Consider the following 16,516-nt stretch of genomic DNA (forward strand, 5'->3'; position numbering starts at 1 on the left):
TCCGCATGACCGACTTGTCCCGGCGCAATCTGATCATCACCGGTCTCACCGCAGGCGCGCTGCCCGGCGCCGTCCTCGCCGCTCCGTCGGTTGGAGCCCCCAAAGCCTTCGGTGCGGTTCCGTCGGCGCGGCAATGGCGCTGGCATGACCGCGAGCAATATGCCTTCGTGCATTTCTCGATCAACACGTTCACCGACAAGGAATGGGGCTTTGGAGACGAGGACCCCAAGCTCTTCGATCCCAGCGACTTCGATGCCGATCAGATCGTCGCGGCGGCCAAAGCAGGTGGCCTTCGCGGATTGATCCTCACCGCCAAGCATCATGACGGCTTCTGCTTGTGGCCGACGACGCTCACCGAACATTGCATCCGCAACAGCCCCTACAAAGGCGGCAAGGGCGATATCGTCGGTGAGATGGCGGCGGCGTGCCGACGGGCGAAGCTGCCGTTCGGCCTCTATCTCTCCCCCTGGGATCGCAACCATGCCGAATATGGCCGGCCCGCCTACATCGATTATTATCGCGCCCAGCTGACCGAACTCTGCACCCGCTACGGCGAATTGTTCGAGCTCTGGTTCGACGGCGCCAATGGCGGCGACGGCTATTATGGCGGCGCCGGCGAAGCGCGGAAGATCGATGCGCCGCGTTACTACAATTGGCCCTCGATCGTCGCTCTCGTCCACAAACTTCAGCCCAATGCCTGCACCTTCGATCCGCTCGGGGCCGACATACGCTGGGTCGGCAACGAGGACGGGATCGCCGGGAACCCGTGCTGGCCGACCATGCCGAACCGGCTCTATGATCAGAAGGACGGCAATAGCGGCGTCCGCGGTGGTGAATTGTGGTGGCCGGCGGAAACGGACGTTTCGATCCGCCCCGGCTGGTTCTTCCACGCCGACGAGGATTCCAAGGTCAAGAGCCCGGAGCGGCTGATTCGTCTTCACGACGAATCGGTCGGGCGCGGGACCAATCTCAACCTCAACATCCCGCCGGATCGGCGCGGCCGGATTCCCGACCAGGACGTGAAGATCCTCAAATCCTATGGCGATGCGATCCGTGCCACCTTCGCGCGCGATCTGGCGAAGGGTACGGTCGCGAGCGCCAGCCACAATCGGGGGAGGGGGTTCGAACCCGCGCGGGTGCTCGACGGCGATCGCGAGACCTATTGGTCGACCCCGGACGGCGTCACCAATCCGGTGCTGACGCTCGATCTCAAGCCCGGGACGATGTTCGATGTCATCCGCCTGCGAGAATATCTTCCGCTCGGCGCCCGCGTGACCCGCTTCGCGGTCGATGCCGAGGGAGACGGTGGATGGCGCACGCTCGCCGAGCAGGAATGCATTTCCGCCCAGCGGATCATTCGGCTCCCCGCGCCGATCGCCCCGCGCCGGGTGCGGCTTCGTATTCTCGACGCGCCGGTCTGCCCGGCAATCAGCGAAGTCTCCCTGTTCCGATCGGTGGCGCCGGTGCCGGTGCCGGCGATCGTCTCGTCTGACCCGACCATTCTCGACACGCGTCAGTGGAGGATCGTCGACGCGAGCGCTCCGGGCGCGGAGAAATTGCTCGACAACGAAGCGGCGACGATTTGGGCCTTGCCGGCGCCCGTGTCGGGAAAGCCTGCGCACGTGACGATCGACCTCGGCGCTGAAGTCCATCTTGCCGGGTTTAGCCTGACACCGTCTCGCCACGTGATGAGCGATGCAAGGCCACCGAAAGGCTATACCGCTGAACTCAGCCGGGATGGGACCAATTGGGAACCAGGTGCCAGCGGAGAATTCTCCAACATCGCCTATGCGCTGTCGACGCAGCGGGTCGCATTTCCCGCCCCGCAGATCGCGCGATACCTGCGTCTGCGCTTCGCCGAATTGGCGTTGCCGGCGCCACGGCTCGCGATCGCCGGAGTCGGCGGATTTACCGCTGCCCGCTGAGGCTCCCGAACAATATTTCACCGGAATGACACCAATAAAGAAATTTGGTATTGAATTGACGTCACCGGTATGACACCTCTGCGGCCGGGGCGACATGACGACACCGTCAGCGTGCCGAGAGGCAGACTTTGCCGGTTGGGGAACAGTTCGATGAGGATGTCGCGCCGTGGAGCCATTGCGATCGGATTGGGCGGCGCTGCCGCGATAGCATCGGCCAAGCCGGCGACTCGTCCGAAGTCGCGGGCGCTTATCGTTTCGACGTGGGATTTCGGGGCGGCCGCCAACGACGCGGCCTACGCACGTCTTCAAGCCGGCGGATCGTTGCTCGATGCGGTGGAAGCCGGGGCGAAGGTTCCGGAAGCCGATCCGAGCAATCACTCAGTCGGCTATAGCGGCTATCCGGATCGTGAGGGGCACGTGACCCTCGACGCGATCATCATGGACGATCGAGGCAATGTCGGAGCGGTCGCCGCGCTCGAAGATTTCATGCACCCGATCTCGGTCGCGCGCCGGGTGATGGAGAAAACTCCGCATACGATGCTGGTTGGTGAGGGCGCGCGTCAGTTCGCACTGGAGCAGGGCTTCACCACCACGCGGCTGCTGACGCCGGAGGCCGAGGCGGCGTGGCGGGAGTGGTTGAAGACATCCGAGTACAAGCCGGTCGCCAACAGCGAGAATTTGCGGGGCTCGGCGCTCGATCATGACACGATCGGCATCCTTGCCTGCGGTGCGGACGGTCGGCTGGCTGGCGCCTGCACCACCTCCGGGATGGCGTTCAAGCTGCGCGGCCGTATCGGCGACTCCCCACAGTCGGGCTGCGGGCTGCTGGTCGAGGCCGCGGTCGGCGCCGCGACCGCGACCGGCGTCGGCGAAGAGGTAACACGAATCGCTGGCTCGGCCAGGGTGGTGTCCTCCATGCGCGCCGGCCTGTCGCCGATCGACGCGTGTCACGAGGCGATACTCCACATCGCGAAGCTGCGTGGCGATGCGGTGAAGGACGCCCAGGTCGGCTTCCTCGCGATCAACAGCCTGGGAGAGGTGGGCGCCTACGCGCTGCAGCCCGGCTTCACCTATGCGGTCACCGACACGGCCGGCCGGACCACAGTCACCGCCGCCGCGAGCCTTAAAGGGCCCGTGCGCACGCGCTGAACAATCAAGTTTCTTCCAAAGGGTATTACAAGAATGAGACAGACGAACGTGTTGCTGTTCGCTTCTACTTGCCTGGCGACGGCCTTTGCGACTTCTGCGATGGCGCAGGAACTGAACGCCACCGGAGCGGAGGTGTCGGAAACCACCGCCAACGCCGATGCCTCCGACGCCGTGAGCGAAGCGGGAACGGGCGCGGGCATCGTCGTCACTGGATCGCGGATCAACCGTCCGAACGTCACCGCCGCCGCACCGATCACGTCCGTCACCTCCGAAGCGATTCGCGCCCAGGCGGCGGTCAACATCGAGGAAGTGCTCAACCGCATCCCGCAGATCGCGCCCGACAGCCAGCAGAATTATCAGGATTCCGACGGCCGTCAGCGCATCAAGCTGCGCAACCTCGGCTTCGAGCGTACGCTCACCCTCGTAGACGGCAAGCGCCTCGGCACGATGAACGGCATCGACGCCAACATGATCCCGACCGCGCTGATCCAGCGTGTCGACGTGCTCACCGGCGGCGCCTCGGCCGTCTATGGCTCGGACGCGGTCGCCGGAGTCGTCAACTTCATCATGAATGACGATTTTGAAGGCATTCAGATCAACGGCAATTACAATCTCTACGCCCACAACAATAAAGCCGGCCTGATCTCGGATGTCGCCGGTCAATATGGCTTCGGCAGCCCGGCGCGCAATTTCGCGACCGACGGCGGCCGCGTCGACCTTTCGCTGACCGCCGGCACCAAGCTCTTCGACGATCGCTTCCACATTTCGGGCTATGTCAATTACCGCAAGGCGGCCCTGGTCCCTTATTCGGCACGCGAGACCTCGGGATGTCAGCTGGTCGAGACGGTCAAGGACGGTCCGCTGACCTGCTCGACGTCGACCTACACGCCCTACGGCTACATCTCGCCCCGCTCGGGTGCCAGCAACGGCAACGCCTATGTGAACAATCCGAACGGCAACGGCACCCTGGTTCCGTTCACCGACGCGCTGGCCGCCAATCCCTATGACGGCTATTCCTTCCAGCGCGAAGCCGAGCGCTGGAATGCCGGCGGCTTCGCTTCGTTCAAGATTTCGGACGCGGCGGAAGTCTACGCCAACGCCATGTGGTTCCGCGACCGCTCGAGCAACCCGTACCCGGCCCGCGCGCTCAGCTACACCGCTTATGGCGAGAGCCCATACGTGGTGAACTGCAACAACCCGCTGATGTCGCAGTCGCAGGCGCAGACGATCTGCGGCGACCTCGCCGGAACGGCCGCGACGGCGCCGCTGGAGGTACGCTATCGTTTCGCCAACGTGCCTGACATCGAAGACGTTTACCTGAACAAGGGGCTTCGCATCACCGGCGGCCTGCGCGGCAGCTTCGCGGAAGGCTGGAGCTACGATGTCGGCGGAGTCTATGCCCGCAATCGTCAGGCGACCACCTGGGGCGAGCCCGACTTCGACCGCGTCAACAATTCGCTGAACGTCGTCAACGTCAACCGCACCTTGACATGCGCGTCCGTGGTCAACGGCACCGACCCCAATTGCCGCCCGTTCGACGCCTTCAGCCCGCGCTCGACGATCAACGATTCCGCGCTCTACGACTATCTCGTGGAGGGTAATTTCGGCACGTCGACGACGATCAACACGCTTTATAACGGTATCGCGACCGTCCAGGGCGATCTCGGCACCTACGGGATCAAGAGCCCTTGGGCCGAGCAGGGCGTGGCGATCGCGTTCGGTGCCGAATATCGCGAAGACAAGCTCAAGAGCTTCGCCGACGAGATCTGGCGCGAACAGAATGGCGGCAGCGACGCCGCGCTCTCGCAGCACGTCTGGGAAGGCAATGTCGAGCTTCAGGTGCCGATCATCGAGCGCAAGAAGTTCGCCCACCTGCTGCAGTTCAACGGCGCCTATCGTCTGTCCAAGTATAGCAGCAATCCGGACACCTTCTCGACCTGGAAGGCGGAAGCCTTGTGGGCGCCGGTGGCGGACATCACCTTCCGCGGCTCGATCAACCGCGCCCAGCGCGCTCCGACCGTGGTCGAGGCGTTCCAAGGTTCGAACATCAGCTACGACCGGATCACCACCGCCTATAACGACATTTGTGCGCCGACGGTGACCTACGTCACCGATCCCAGGACGGGCGTCCGCACCGCGGTCTACGGCTCGCCGACGGCCTCGCGCGAAGTCTGCGCGGCCACCGGCCTTGCCGACAATCTCTACGGCAGCACCAGCCTCGTTTGCCCGGATGAGGTCGGCTGCACCGTGCGGCGCGGCGGCTTCGCCGTCGATCCGGAGACCGCCTACACCAAGACCTTCGGCGTCGTGTTGCGGCCGCGCTTCGTTCCCGGCCTGACCTTCTCGGTCGATCGCTTCCTGATCGATCTCAACGACTCGATCGGCTACAACGATTACGACTATTTCTCGAACGGTTGCCTTGCCACCGGCGATGAGTTCTTCTGCCGGATGTTCGTGCGCAATGCCGACGGAACGCTCTACAGTGCGCCTGGCGGCAACCCCTCGACGGGCTTCATCCGCGGCGGCACCACCAATTACTACAAGAGCAAGTCGCACGGCTGGGATTTCCAGGGCCAATATGCTCTGTCGCTCGGCAGCGCCGGTCGCCTGGACTTCGACTTCGCCGGATCGCTGACCACCTATGCCGGTGGCCAGGATTCGCCGATCCTCGCCAAATATAACTGCACCGGCTATTATGGCGGCGGCTGCAGCCAGCTGATCCCGAAGTGGACCCACAGCCTGCGCGGCACCTACACCACCGCCGACCGCTTCTTCAGCGCCTCGGTCAATTGGCGGCATCTGGGGCCGCTGACGAACGTCAGCAACTCCGGTGATCCGGCGCTCGGCTACACCCAGGCTGGCGAGCGTGAGACTTTCTACCGGATCGGTGCCTATGATTATTTCGATCTGGCGCTCAGTTTCCGAGTGACCGAAGCTTTCTCGTTCCGGGTTTCGGCGAACAACATTCTCGACAAGACGCCTCCGATCCTGCCGAATTCGTACAATTATGGCCTGTCGCGCAGCAACACGCTGTCGGCGCGCTACGATTCGCTCGGCCGCATCCTGGCGGTTGGCGCGACGCTCAACTTCTGATCGGGCACAACAAAATGGACCACCTTGTCTCGAGGTGGGCCATCAGCACGTGAATGGCGGGCGCGGTCAATCGATCGCGCCCGCTTTTTCGTGCGTCAGAGTTCCAGGCGTGTGACGCTCTTCGACGGCGCCGGCTGCCGCGTTCTGCGGCGGCTGAACAGGGCATAGGCACCGACGCCGATCGCGGCCATCACTGCGACCTTGGTCGCCAGACCCTTCTTGTTGTGCTTCCACTCGGCCCGAACGCCCATCTCGCCGGGGATGTTCGGCACCTTGCCGCGGCCCAGATCCTCGACCACGCCCTCGACCACGTTGATGCGGTCGGCGCCCATCAGCAGCAGCCAGTGCATCCAGTTGCTCTCGCTGTAACGGAAAGCGACCCGGCGAATCATGCCGCTGACGCCGGACGGCGGGTTGGCCGTTCCGAACACGGCAGGGCGGCGGATGTGTTCGATCGACTGAAGGATCTCGACGTTCGATTGCTGGACTGGAGGACGCTGCCAGTTCGATGTGAGCCCGGGATCCTTATCCCGCTCACGATAGGGATAGGTCGGATCGTTGCGGGGATCCGCATCAACCGCCCACCCCGTCACGGACGAGGTGTCGACCAACGTCTTGTTTCCGGTAAGTGCGTTCATGTGTCGCTCCTCGCTCACGCTGCGTTCGGGATCAGCACCGGCTTGATGCAATTGTCGAGCTTGGCCGAGAACATGTGGTAGGCGTCGGCGATGTCCTCGAGCGGGATGCGGTGGGTGATCATCGCCTTGGGATTGATGCGACCCGCCTTCACGTGATCGATCAGCCTGGGCAACAGCCGCTTCACCGACGCCTGATTGGCACGCAGGGTCAGTCCCTTGTTCACGACATTGCCGATCGGAACGATGTTGCCGGTGGGGCCGTAGACTCCAACGATCGAGACGATCCCGCCTTTCTTCACCGAGTTGATCGCCCAATGCAGCGCGATCGCGTTGCCGGCTTCGAGCTTGAGCTTGGTGCCGAACAGCCATTGCAGCGCGTTGCCGGCCGCATCGCCGCCGACCGCGTCGATCGCGACATCGGCGCCGAGGCCGTCCGTAGTTTTCTTCATGAAGACGACGACGTCATCCACCTCCTTGAAATTGTAGACTTCGGCCGGGCCGAAGGTGCGAGCGAATTCGAGCCGATATTCGAGATGATCGAACACGATGACCCGGCCGGCACCGAACAGCCATGCGCTGCGTGCGGCCATCAGGCCCACCGGCCCGGCGCCGAAGATGACGACCGTGTCGCCCTTCTGGATGCCCCCCATCTCGGCCGCCTGGTAGCCGGTCGGGACAACGTCGGTGAGGAGCACGGCATCGTCCGGATCCATCCAGTCGGGGATCAAAGTCGCGCCGAAATCTGCGTAGGGAACGCGCGCATATTCCGCCTGTCCCCCCTGGAAGCCACCGGCTGTGTGCGAATAGCCGAAGATGCCGCCGACGGCCGTCGCCTGCGGGTTTGATTCGTGGCAATTGCCGAAGAGGCCCTGCTTGCAGAAATGGCATTGACCGCAGGCGATGTTGAACGGCACCAGCACATGGTCGCCGGCCTTCAAGTTGGTCACCTCGTCCCCGACCTCCTCGACGATCCCGCAGAATTCATGGCCGAAGGTGGTGCCGACCCGGGTGTCCGGCACCATGCCGTGATAGAGGTGCAGGTCGGACCCGCAGATGCACGAGCGGGTGACGCGTACGATCGCATCGCGCGGATGCTCGATCCTGGGCATCTTCTTCTCTTCGACACGGACCCGGTACGGGCCTCGATAATCCATCGCCAGCATAAGCAGCTCCTTCGTTCCGATTGCCTGCCCAACCGGATCGGCGCGCCATGGTTCCGGGCGACGCGAACACGCGGTCGACCCGGCGTCTGTTTCACGCGAGGTTCCTGATTTGGATCAGGAATATTGAATCAGGTGCCGGCGCCTTCCGCCTGCAGCCGGGCCATGAACGAATTCTCAGGTGCCGGAGAATGGGTGTAGGCGCGAATGCGACTGGTCCAGAGATGAAGCGCCACCGTATCGACCGGAACAACATCTTCGAACCGCCGTGAGGGATCAAGCACCCATGACGCGTGCTCCTTCGCAACCGGATAGAAAATGTGCGTCGAATGAACCCGATGCGACAGGTCATGCGCCTCGGCAAGGCGGGTCAGCGCCATGGTGCCGGCGGCGCCGCGCGGCATCTTCGCAATTCCTGTGCGCCCGGTGGTCAGGTGCCGCCATCGCGCGGTCGCTCGGGACGGCCAGGGCAGCCAATCCGGCACCGTCTCCTCCTCGAAGAGCGTCAGCAGCTCGGCAAGCATGGGCGATTCCTGGGGAATGCGCAGCACGCTGCCGAGAACGCGGCCGGACGCGTCGCGCCCCGCCACGAAGGTATCGTCGAAGAACAAAGGTGCCCGCAAATAGATGTCGCAATCCACCCAAATGCCAAGGCCCCTGCGCTGGATCTCGTAACGAAAGCGCCCGGAAAAGAGGGCTACATCGCCGCGCGCATGGCGGATGAGGGCGTGGCGCGGCAGGATCTGCCCGGCATCCCGAAGCACCACTCCGACCGGCAGTCCGCGCGGCCGTTGATAAGTAAAGGGCAACCGGGTGGCCCTGCCGCACCACGGACGCGATGCAGGAGCGCTCGACGAAGCCAAGTTCTGTTCCCACCCATAACATGCAGCAGGTCGCCAATCCGCCACCGCTCACGTTGTGGAGCGACGCCTGCTCCAAAAGATTAGGGGACATGGTTTCAGCTCTTTACGCTACAAAGCCGGCCCACTCCCACATCCGGAACGGATCCGCAACGTTGCCCGAGAGGCTGCGCGCTCAGTGCTTGCCCCATAGCTCCTCGAGGCGCGCATCGCGTCCGCAGCGATATCGGTAGTAGCGGTAGCGGACCGGGTTCTTCTTGTAATAATCCTGATGATAGGTCTCGGCCGCGTAGAAGCGGGAGGCGGCCAGCACCGGAGTAATGACCTTGCCGCCCAACTGTCGATTCGCTTCAGCTTTGGCGGCTACGGCAATCTTCCGCTCTTCGGCATTCTTGGCGAAAATCGCGGTCCGGTAGCTCTCGCCGCGATCGCAGAACTGGCCCCCGGCATCGGTGGGATCGACGGTTCGGAAAAAGTGCCGGACGAGCGCGGCATAGGACACGCGCCTGGGGTCGTAGAGCACGGTCACCGCCTCGTAATGACCGGTGCCGCCTGCGGAGACCTGCTCATACGTGGGCTTGGCCAGCGTGCCGCCGGTGTAGCCTGAAACGGCGCGAAGCACGCCGGGCACTTTCTCGAAATCCGCTTCGGTGCACCAGAAGCAGCCGCCCGCGAACACCGCAGTGTCGGTCGCTGCCGCCGGGGCTGCCTGTGCGGGCGTGAGCGTGCCGGAGGTGAAGGCGAGGGCAAGAGCGAGCAGAAGCTGCGCAGCGAGGCTATGGATCGTCATGCCCCAAAGATAGTGCGTCCGCTTACCACTTCCATGCGGGCGCCCCGCGCATCATGCCTGGGTGAGGTCGAACGCCATCATCGCGAACAGCAGGCCGGCAAGGCCGAGGAACAGCGCGGCCAGCATATATCCTGCCGGACGCAGCATCTTCTGTTCCCAGGCGTGCAGATCGTCCTGATCCTTCAGCCGATAGAAAGTATAGCTCGACACCAACCCGACTGCCAAGGCGATTGCTCCCCCCACGTCTTCCTCCGCTTCGAATAACCCAACGACGCCCGCGCGCCGCCCCATGTCTTCATTATAGACGAAAGATGGTGAATCCAACGCCAATGGTGGCACTTAGCCGCCGAAACGAAACCACTCATCGAGATGACGGTGCAACGTGACACCGGTTGCCGATGTGTATAGTTCGGCAACCGCGCACGACGGGAGAGGATATGGCGATCAACTGGAATTTGCGCAGGCAAGCGCAATCAACCGGGGTCGACGGCATCGGGGCGCATGTCGCCCCGGCAAGCACGATCCAGCAAGCCGCGGCGTTGGTTGAACTGCGAACATGACAGCGCTTCTGCTTGCTCTCGCCGTCACCGTAGCGAAGCCCGCCTTCGCCCAGCCGTTGCCGGCATTTCCCGGTGCAAAAGGTGCGGGACGGCTGGCGACCGGCGGACGCCCGATCCTGGTTCACCGGTAACGCGATGGAGGGGCGCGTTCCAGCGGATGGGTGGAGCCTGGTCTCGGGGCTGAACGGCCGCGACCAGCGGCTGGCGAGGTCGCTCGCATTTTCGCCGATCAGACGGGACCGCGCGCCGAGCGCCTACGAGCGCGTCCTGGCGAGGGCAGGGGCGTCGCACGTCCGCGATACCGTCGATCTGCGTGTTCTTGCGAGCGTACGCGATCGTACCGGCACGCTGATCGACAGCCAACAGGACGTCGGCGGCTGGCCCGTGCTCGAGCCTGGCCAGCCGAGGGCGGATGGAGACGGCGACGGAATGCCCGCCGATTGGGAGCGGGCGCACGGTTTCGACGCGGCGGATCCGTTCGACGGCGGGAGGGACGCCGATGGCTATGGCTACACCAATGTCGAGGCGTCGCTGAACGGGCTGGTGGCGCAGTGAGCGGCTTCAGCCGCCGGGAGGTCTGTCTCGGTCTCGCCGCCACTGGGTTCCTGAGCCCCGCGGGCGCGGCAGCAGCGCCTTACGACGCCGTGGTTCGGCGCAGCGGCGGAACCCACAGCAGCCTCGGCGCGGCGCTCTCGAGCGCCCCGCCGGGGGAGGCGCCGTATCGGATCCTGCTCGGGGCCGGTCGCTGGGAGGAGAAACTCACAATCGCTCGACCCAATGTTGCGCTGATTGGAGAGGATCGCCGGCGCACGATCCTGACCTCGGCGATCGCCTCGGGCCATGCCAAGCCGGCCGGTGGCACCTACGGCACGTTCGGATCGGCAACATTGACCGCCGAAGCGCCGGGCTTCAGCGCTCGCACCCTGACGATCGAGAACGGCTTCGACTATGTCGCCAATCTGCGCAGCAGGGCGATCGCGGACGCACAGGCGGTTGCTCTGGCCTTCGGCTTCGGTGCCGATCGTATGCGGATCGAGAATGTCGAACTGCTCGGTCACCAGGACACATTTTATCTGCGCGGCGGACGCGCATCGGTGCGGAACTGCCTGATCGCCGGCGGAGTCGACTTCATCTTCGGTGGTGCGGCGGCCTTGTTCGAAGGATGCGAAATCCGCTCTCGCCTGCGCCCCGGCGAGCCGCTCCAAGGCTATGTCGCGGCGCCGAGCACCCCGCGCGAGCAGCCTTACGGGCTGGTTTTCGCCAATTGCCGATTGACGCGTGAAGCCGGCGTGCCGCCGGCGTCGGTCTGGCTCGGCCGCCCTTGGCGCGCCGGCGGCAATCTCGGCCTGCGCGGCGCCGCCGCCTATCTCGATTGCTGGATGGACGCCCATATCCACCCGGAGGGATGGACCTGGATGGGCTATAAGGGGCCGGGCGGCTATGCGATGCGCTTCGAGCCCGGCGACGCACGCTTCTTTGAATATCAAAGCCCCGGCCCTGGCGCGCGGCGCAACCGCGCACGGAGTCAGCTTAGCATGGCAGAGGCGAGAGCTCACAGTTCCTTGCTCGGCGACTGGAAACCCTGACGCGGTTCGGTCCTCCCCGCCGCAACGGCAGGGAGGGTTCGATCCTCAGAAGATCATGCGCACGCCGGCGGTAATGATTCGGCCGGTGCTCGCGTAGGTCTGGGTCACGGGATTATCTTCGTACATCGTGCGATATTGCGGCTCGTTGGTGAGATTGCGGCCTTCGATCGTCAGTTTGAGAATGTCGTTCACGTTCCATGCGAACGCGGCGTCGATGTTGAGCGTGTTCTCCGTGTACCCGAAATCGGCGAAGACCGGCGAGTTGCAGGGACCGCCACCCTGGGTCGTCGTTCCGACGGCGCAGGTGCCGCTCGAAAGCGGGAAACGGTTCACATAACGCTTTCGATAGGCGCCCGAAACGCGCGCCGACCAGGTCTTGTTTTCATAATAGAAAGTGGCGTTGAACGAATCCGGAGAGGTGTTGAGGAACGGCCCGGTATCGAACGTGTTCTCCGCCGTGCTGGGTCCGGTGCGGGTCGTGTTGAGGACGGTGCTGGTCAGGTAATTGAGCTTCGACTCGATGTGGGTGTAGTTGGCGGTGATGCCGAAGTCGCGGAACGCCTCTCCGATGAAGTCGAAATTGGTTTGAACGTTGACTTCGATGCCCTTGATCGATCCGCCCGGCGCGTCACGGAACTGGCGCACCGCATAGACCCCGCCGTCGCGCGTGTAGTCACGAAGCGGAACGTTGGTGATCGTCCCGATCACCTGCTCCAGGAGGGCCGGCTCAAAGACATCGGAAAGCGGCGCCTCGAGTGCGATCTGCTGCGGGAACGATTTCAGGTCCTTGTAGAACAGGGACAGCCCAATGAGGCCGCTGCGACCGAAATAGCGCTCGAAGCTCACATCGAAATTGGTCGACCGAAACGGGCTGAGATAGGGATTGCCCACGGTGACGACCGGCGCGGTGGTGTTGTTGAGGCTGGTCGGGAACGACGTCGTGCCAGGGGTTAGCGCACTCAGCTGCGGCCGCGAGATCGTCTTGGATACGGCGGCCCGGATCAGGAAATCGCGCACGGGCTCGTAGACGATATTCGTCGAAGGAAGCACGTCGGTATATTGATTGTGCGCAACCACTGCCACGCCTACCGCGCTGCGCCCGCCGCCGACATTGCCTTCGCCGGTAACCCGGGTGCGTGCGACTCGGACGCCGACATCCCCGCGCAGAGGGCGGCCGAACAGCACCGTGTCGAAATCCACCTGAACGAAGCCGGACAGATCCTTCTCGGTGACTGCGTTGCTCTCGCGTCCATCAATGATGGCGCGGTAATCGCCCCACTTGTTCACGCAGTTGCAATCGATCTGGAAATATCTGCGAAACGCATTCAGATCCGGCGCATAAAAGCTCGTCGGCGTTCCCTCGGACACGGTGAGACCCTGGCCGAAGCTCAGCAAACGGCCAAGATCGGTGATCTTCAGCCCGGCTTCTTGCAATGTCGGGTTGATCGCCTCGATGTCCTGCTCGCGGCGTCCCTGATCGGCTTCATAGTTGAACTGCTTGTAGGTCCCGCCGAACCGCAGTGTGAACGCATCGTTGAAGTCCCAGGCGAAGTTCAGCCGGCCGACCTTGAACTCGTTGCTGACGCGCGTGTTGAAGTAGCGGATCGTCGACAGGCCTTTGACCAGCGTCCACTGGTTGGGATCGGCGACGTCGAAGCCTGGGCTGAAGACGGGCATGATCCCGCCCTCGCGCTCGTCGAACGTGTAACCGTCTCGGTCCAGCGTGTTGAAGTCGGCCAGCAGGCCGGTTGCGCGGAACTTGGAGCTCGACCAGCCGAGCGTACCTTCGGCGCGGAAACGATCGGTGAATTCCTGGGTAACGTTGAGCGTACCCTGCTTGAACTGGGTATTCCCGAATTGGGCGTCGGCTGAGCTTCGCCAGTCGACGTCGTCGAGCAGCAGGTAATCGGCCTGACCCACCTCGTTAACATGCGCTTGACGGAGCTTGGTGTTGGTGCGGCCGAGAAGCGGAACGAAGCCTGCCAGCTGATCGGTGCTGGGAATGAAGCCCGGGGACACCGGGGAGTTGTAATAATCGAACGGATCGAGGTTGTTGGGATTGTAGCTGTTGATCGTTCCCGGAACGAGCGTGTTGCCGTAGATTGACTGCCCGCATTCGACGGTCGCGCTGGGACGGCACGCCTGGAACAATCCGGTGGCAGTGGCGGTGCCGATCCGATCGGTGACACCGTTGGCGTTGAGGCTGCCATTGGCATTCCGGAGCGGACGGATCGTTCCCTGGGTGAAGCGCGGATTGGCGGCTGTCGACGTCGTCGGGAAGTTTCGGTTGAGCCCGATTGTCGTGATCGCGTTGACGGTGCTTTCCTGCCGATAGCGCGAATAGACGCCATCGAGCACGATCTCTGTCCGGCTGGACGGCTTCCACTGCATGGTAAGGGTGGCGCCGAGGCGATCGTAGGACAGATCCTGCCGCCCGATCGAGGGCAAGGTCGGGATGATCGTCGTCGGCGCGATCAGGGCGTAGGCGGCCGGATCCGATCCGAAGGTGGCGCCGGTCCCGGCGGTGCTCGGCCGTGCGAACCCGAATGTCGGCGGCGTCACGCCGGGTATCTGCGAATTGCGATAGGCATATTCGAAATTGCCGATGCTGCGCCGATAGGCATCAATCTGCTGCTTCTGATCCTGGTAGGCGAACGAGCCGAGAATGCCGAACGAGTCGCTGAACCGTTTGGAGAAAAGGGCCGTAAGCCGCGGATTCACGGTGCCGCCATTCTCGCGATACTCCCCTTCGAGCCCAAGGGCGACGCGATCGGTCTTGAAGCTGAGCGGCCGGCCGGTGGTGAGATCGATGATCGCGCCAAGCGAGCCCTCGTCGTTCGACGCCGAAGTCGACTTGGTCACCTTGATGCCGCCGAACAACTCGGATGCGAAGGTGTTGAAATCGAAGCCGCGGGTGCGGTTGGCACCGGCGTCCGAGCTGATTCCCCCGGCAACGGCCTGCGCGTCCGCACCGTTGAGGCGGACCATCTGGAAGTCGCCGCCGAGGCCGCGGACGGTGATCGATCGACCTTCGCCATTCTCGCGATCGATGGAGATCCCGGGAAGACGCTGGATCGACTCGGCGAGATTGGCGTCGGGAAAGTCGGCGATGTCCTCCGCCGTGATTGCGTCGACGATCTGGTTGGAGCGCCGCTTGACGTTCAGCGCATTCTCGAGGCTCGCCCGGAACCCGGTCACGACGATCTCGTCGCGACTCGCGGTGCTGTTGAGGGGTTCGCCTGTTGAGACACCGGTTTCCTTAAAGGGCGCACCGATAGCGGCCGTATCGCCTTGCGCCGTCTCTGCGTCCGTGAGCGGCGCCGCCGTCGGCTCCTGTTGGGCCTGGGAGAATGCCGGCGCCGACGAAAGGCCGCCGATGATCAGAGCGCCCGCGGACACGGTGCGCGCAAAAGTGTTTCTCGTGAGACGAGCCATTCGATCCTCCTCCTGTTCGGTACCGCCGGTTCTCCGGTCGGTTGCATCGTTCATGCTACCGGTGTCATCCCACGGTCATAACAGGAAAGTTCGCGCGCTCGCAAGAGGCTGTGATAACAGCGGATTTCGGTCCGTGCAGTGGCTCAAGATCCTCCCGCAACGGGGGGATCTTGAGCGGGAAGGAGTTCCGATCAGTCTTGTCCGCCAGCTGCGGCAGGAAGCACACCGCGCCGGATCTGATCGAGCTCGATCGACTCGAACAATGCCTTGAAATTGCCTTCGCCGAAGCCCTGATTGCCTTTGCGCTGGATGATCTCGAAGAAGATCGGACCGATCATGTTCTCGGTGAAGATTTGTAGCAGCAAGCCCTCGCCGGTCTCGGGCGAACCGTCGATGAGGATGCGGCGCTTGCGCATCTCGTCGATGCTGTGGCCGTGGCCGGGCAGCCGCTCGTCGATCATGTCGAAATAGGTCTCCGGGCTGTCCTGGAACCGGATGCCGTTGGCCCGCAGCGCGTCGACGGTGGCGAAGATGTCGTCGGTGGCGAGCGCAAGATGCTGGATACCTTCGCCCTTATACTCACGGAGAAATTCCTCGATCTGGCTGTGCTCGTCTTGGCTTTCGTTCAACGGGATGCGGATCTTATCGTCCGGAGCCGTCATCGCCTTGGACAGCAAGGCGGTCTGCTTCCCCTCGATGTCGAAATAGCGGATCTGGCGAAAATTGAAGATGCGCTCGTAGAATTCGGCCCAATGGGTCATCCGGCCGCGGTTGACGTTGTGGGTGAGGTGATCGAGCGTGTGGAGGCCGGCGGCATTGGCGTCGCGCACCGCACCGGGCACCGGCTCGAAGTCGACGTCGTAGATCTGCTCGGCGCCGTAACGGTCGACCAGATAGAGGTAGGAGCCGCCGATGCCCTCGATCGCCGGAATCTCCAGCTCGCCTGAACCGCGCGGCGTTTCGACCGGCTTGGCGCCGCGCTCGACCGCCATCTCGAATGCGCGTTTCGCATCCTTGACCCGGAATGCCATGCCGTTGGCCGAAGGTCCGTGCGCCTGGCGGAATTCGGCGGCCTGGCCCGACGGCTCCATGTTGAGGATGAAGTTGATGTCGCCCTGCGCATAGTGGCGGACGTTCTTCGAGCGGTGATTGCCGAGATGAGTGAACCCCATCGCCGTGAACAAACCGGCGAGCGCTTCCGGATCGGGTCCGGTGAACTCGACGAATTCGAAGCCGTCGAGACCCAGGGGATTATCGTGAAGATTGGTCGGCGCGTTCATTGCGGCCTCTCCATAAACATGCGTTTCGTTCTGGCCGCGC

The 16,516-nt window shown here is 63.6% G+C and carries 13 protein-coding genes; 6 read left to right on the plus strand and 7 right to left on the minus strand.

The features are described 5' to 3' along the window. The first annotated feature begins 5 nt into the window (after positions 1–5). From C7I55_RS14915 to C7I55_RS14925, 3 genes are all read left to right on the plus strand, one after another. On the plus strand, positions 6–1,925 hold the full coding sequence (locus tag C7I55_RS14915; RefSeq protein ID WP_106513915.1) for an alpha-L-fucosidase: 1,920 nt from the start codon (positions 6–8) through the stop codon (positions 1,923–1,925). A gap of 150 nt (positions 1,926–2,075) precedes the next feature. Next, positions 2,076–3,074 carry a N(4)-(beta-N-acetylglucosaminyl)-L-asparaginase gene (locus C7I55_RS14920; protein WP_106513743.1) on the plus strand — a complete coding sequence of 333 codons (999 nt, stop codon included), beginning with the start codon at positions 2,076–2,078 and terminating at the stop codon, positions 3,072–3,074. Positions 3,075–3,107: 33 nt separating this feature from the next. Continuing rightward, positions 3,108–6,167, plus strand: coding sequence for a TonB-dependent receptor domain-containing protein (locus C7I55_RS14925; RefSeq protein WP_233222220.1), 3,060 nt, complete (start codon positions 3,108–3,110; stop codon positions 6,165–6,167). A gap of 95 nt (positions 6,168–6,262) precedes the next feature. Here the strand turns inward: C7I55_RS14925 and C7I55_RS14930 are convergent, their stop codons facing one another. The 5 genes from C7I55_RS14930 to C7I55_RS28185 all read right to left on the minus strand — a co-directional run bounded on the left by C7I55_RS14930 (position 6,263) and on the right by C7I55_RS28185 (position 9,840). Beyond that, positions 6,263–6,805, minus strand: a complete 543-nt coding sequence (locus tag C7I55_RS14930) for a hypothetical protein (protein ID WP_106513744.1) — start codon at positions 6,803–6,805, stop codon at positions 6,263–6,265. A 14-nt stretch (positions 6,806–6,819) separates the two neighbouring features. Further along, entirely contained in the window at positions 6,820–7,968 is a 1,149-nt protein-coding gene (locus C7I55_RS14935) for a zinc-dependent alcohol dehydrogenase (RefSeq protein WP_106513745.1), read from the minus strand. Between the two features lie 128 nt (positions 7,969–8,096). After that, positions 8,097–8,828, minus strand: a complete 732-nt coding sequence (locus C7I55_RS14940; RefSeq protein WP_146151031.1) for a hypothetical protein — start codon at positions 8,826–8,828, stop codon at positions 8,097–8,099. Positions 8,829–9,000: 172 nt separating this feature from the next. Then, positions 9,001–9,615, minus strand: coding sequence for a peptide-methionine (S)-S-oxide reductase MsrA (gene msrA, locus C7I55_RS14945; protein WP_106513747.1), 615 nt, complete (start codon positions 9,613–9,615; stop codon positions 9,001–9,003). A 51-nt stretch (positions 9,616–9,666) separates the two neighbouring features. Beyond that, on the minus strand, positions 9,667–9,840 hold the full coding sequence (locus C7I55_RS28185; RefSeq protein ID WP_158266436.1) for a hypothetical protein: 174 nt from the start codon (positions 9,838–9,840) through the stop codon (positions 9,667–9,669). A gap of 212 nt (positions 9,841–10,052) precedes the next feature. Here C7I55_RS28185 and C7I55_RS29245 point away from each other — a divergent pair, with 212 nt between their 5' ends. The 3 genes from C7I55_RS29245 (at position 10,053) to C7I55_RS14950 (ending at position 11,761) form a co-directional block, all read left to right on the plus strand. Next, on the plus strand, positions 10,053–10,175 hold the full coding sequence (locus C7I55_RS29245; protein WP_269845218.1) for a hypothetical protein: 123 nt from the start codon (positions 10,053–10,055) through the stop codon (positions 10,173–10,175). A gap of 72 nt (positions 10,176–10,247) precedes the next feature. Continuing rightward, the gene (locus C7I55_RS28190; RefSeq protein WP_158266437.1) at positions 10,248–10,730 is read left to right on the plus strand and encodes a hypothetical protein; all 483 of its coding nucleotides are present in this window, start codon (positions 10,248–10,250) and stop codon (positions 10,728–10,730) included. After that, positions 10,727–11,761 carry a pectinesterase family protein gene (locus C7I55_RS14950; RefSeq protein ID WP_158266438.1) on the plus strand — a complete coding sequence of 345 codons (1,035 nt, stop codon included), beginning with the start codon at positions 10,727–10,729 and terminating at the stop codon, positions 11,759–11,761. The genes C7I55_RS28190 and C7I55_RS14950 overlap by 4 nt, the downstream gene beginning before the upstream one ends. Positions 11,762–11,806: 45 nt before the next feature. Here the strand turns inward: C7I55_RS14950 and C7I55_RS14955 are convergent, their stop codons facing one another. Together C7I55_RS14955 and hppD are read right to left on the minus strand one after the other, a co-directional pair. Beyond that, positions 11,807–15,196 carry a TonB-dependent receptor domain-containing protein gene (locus C7I55_RS14955; RefSeq protein WP_106513917.1) on the minus strand — a complete coding sequence of 1,130 codons (3,390 nt, stop codon included), beginning with the start codon at positions 15,194–15,196 and terminating at the stop codon, positions 11,807–11,809. Positions 15,197–15,387: 191 nt separating this feature from the next. Then, the gene (gene hppD, locus C7I55_RS14960; protein ID WP_106513749.1) at positions 15,388–16,476 is read right to left on the minus strand and encodes a 4-hydroxyphenylpyruvate dioxygenase; all 1,089 of its coding nucleotides are present in this window, start codon (positions 16,474–16,476) and stop codon (positions 15,388–15,390) included. Between the last annotated feature and the right edge of the window lie 40 nt (positions 16,477–16,516).

It is taken from the genome of Allosphingosinicella deserti, from assembly GCF_003012735.1.
GTDB classification, from domain to species: domain Bacteria; phylum Pseudomonadota; class Alphaproteobacteria; order Sphingomonadales; family Sphingomonadaceae; genus Allosphingosinicella; species Allosphingosinicella deserti.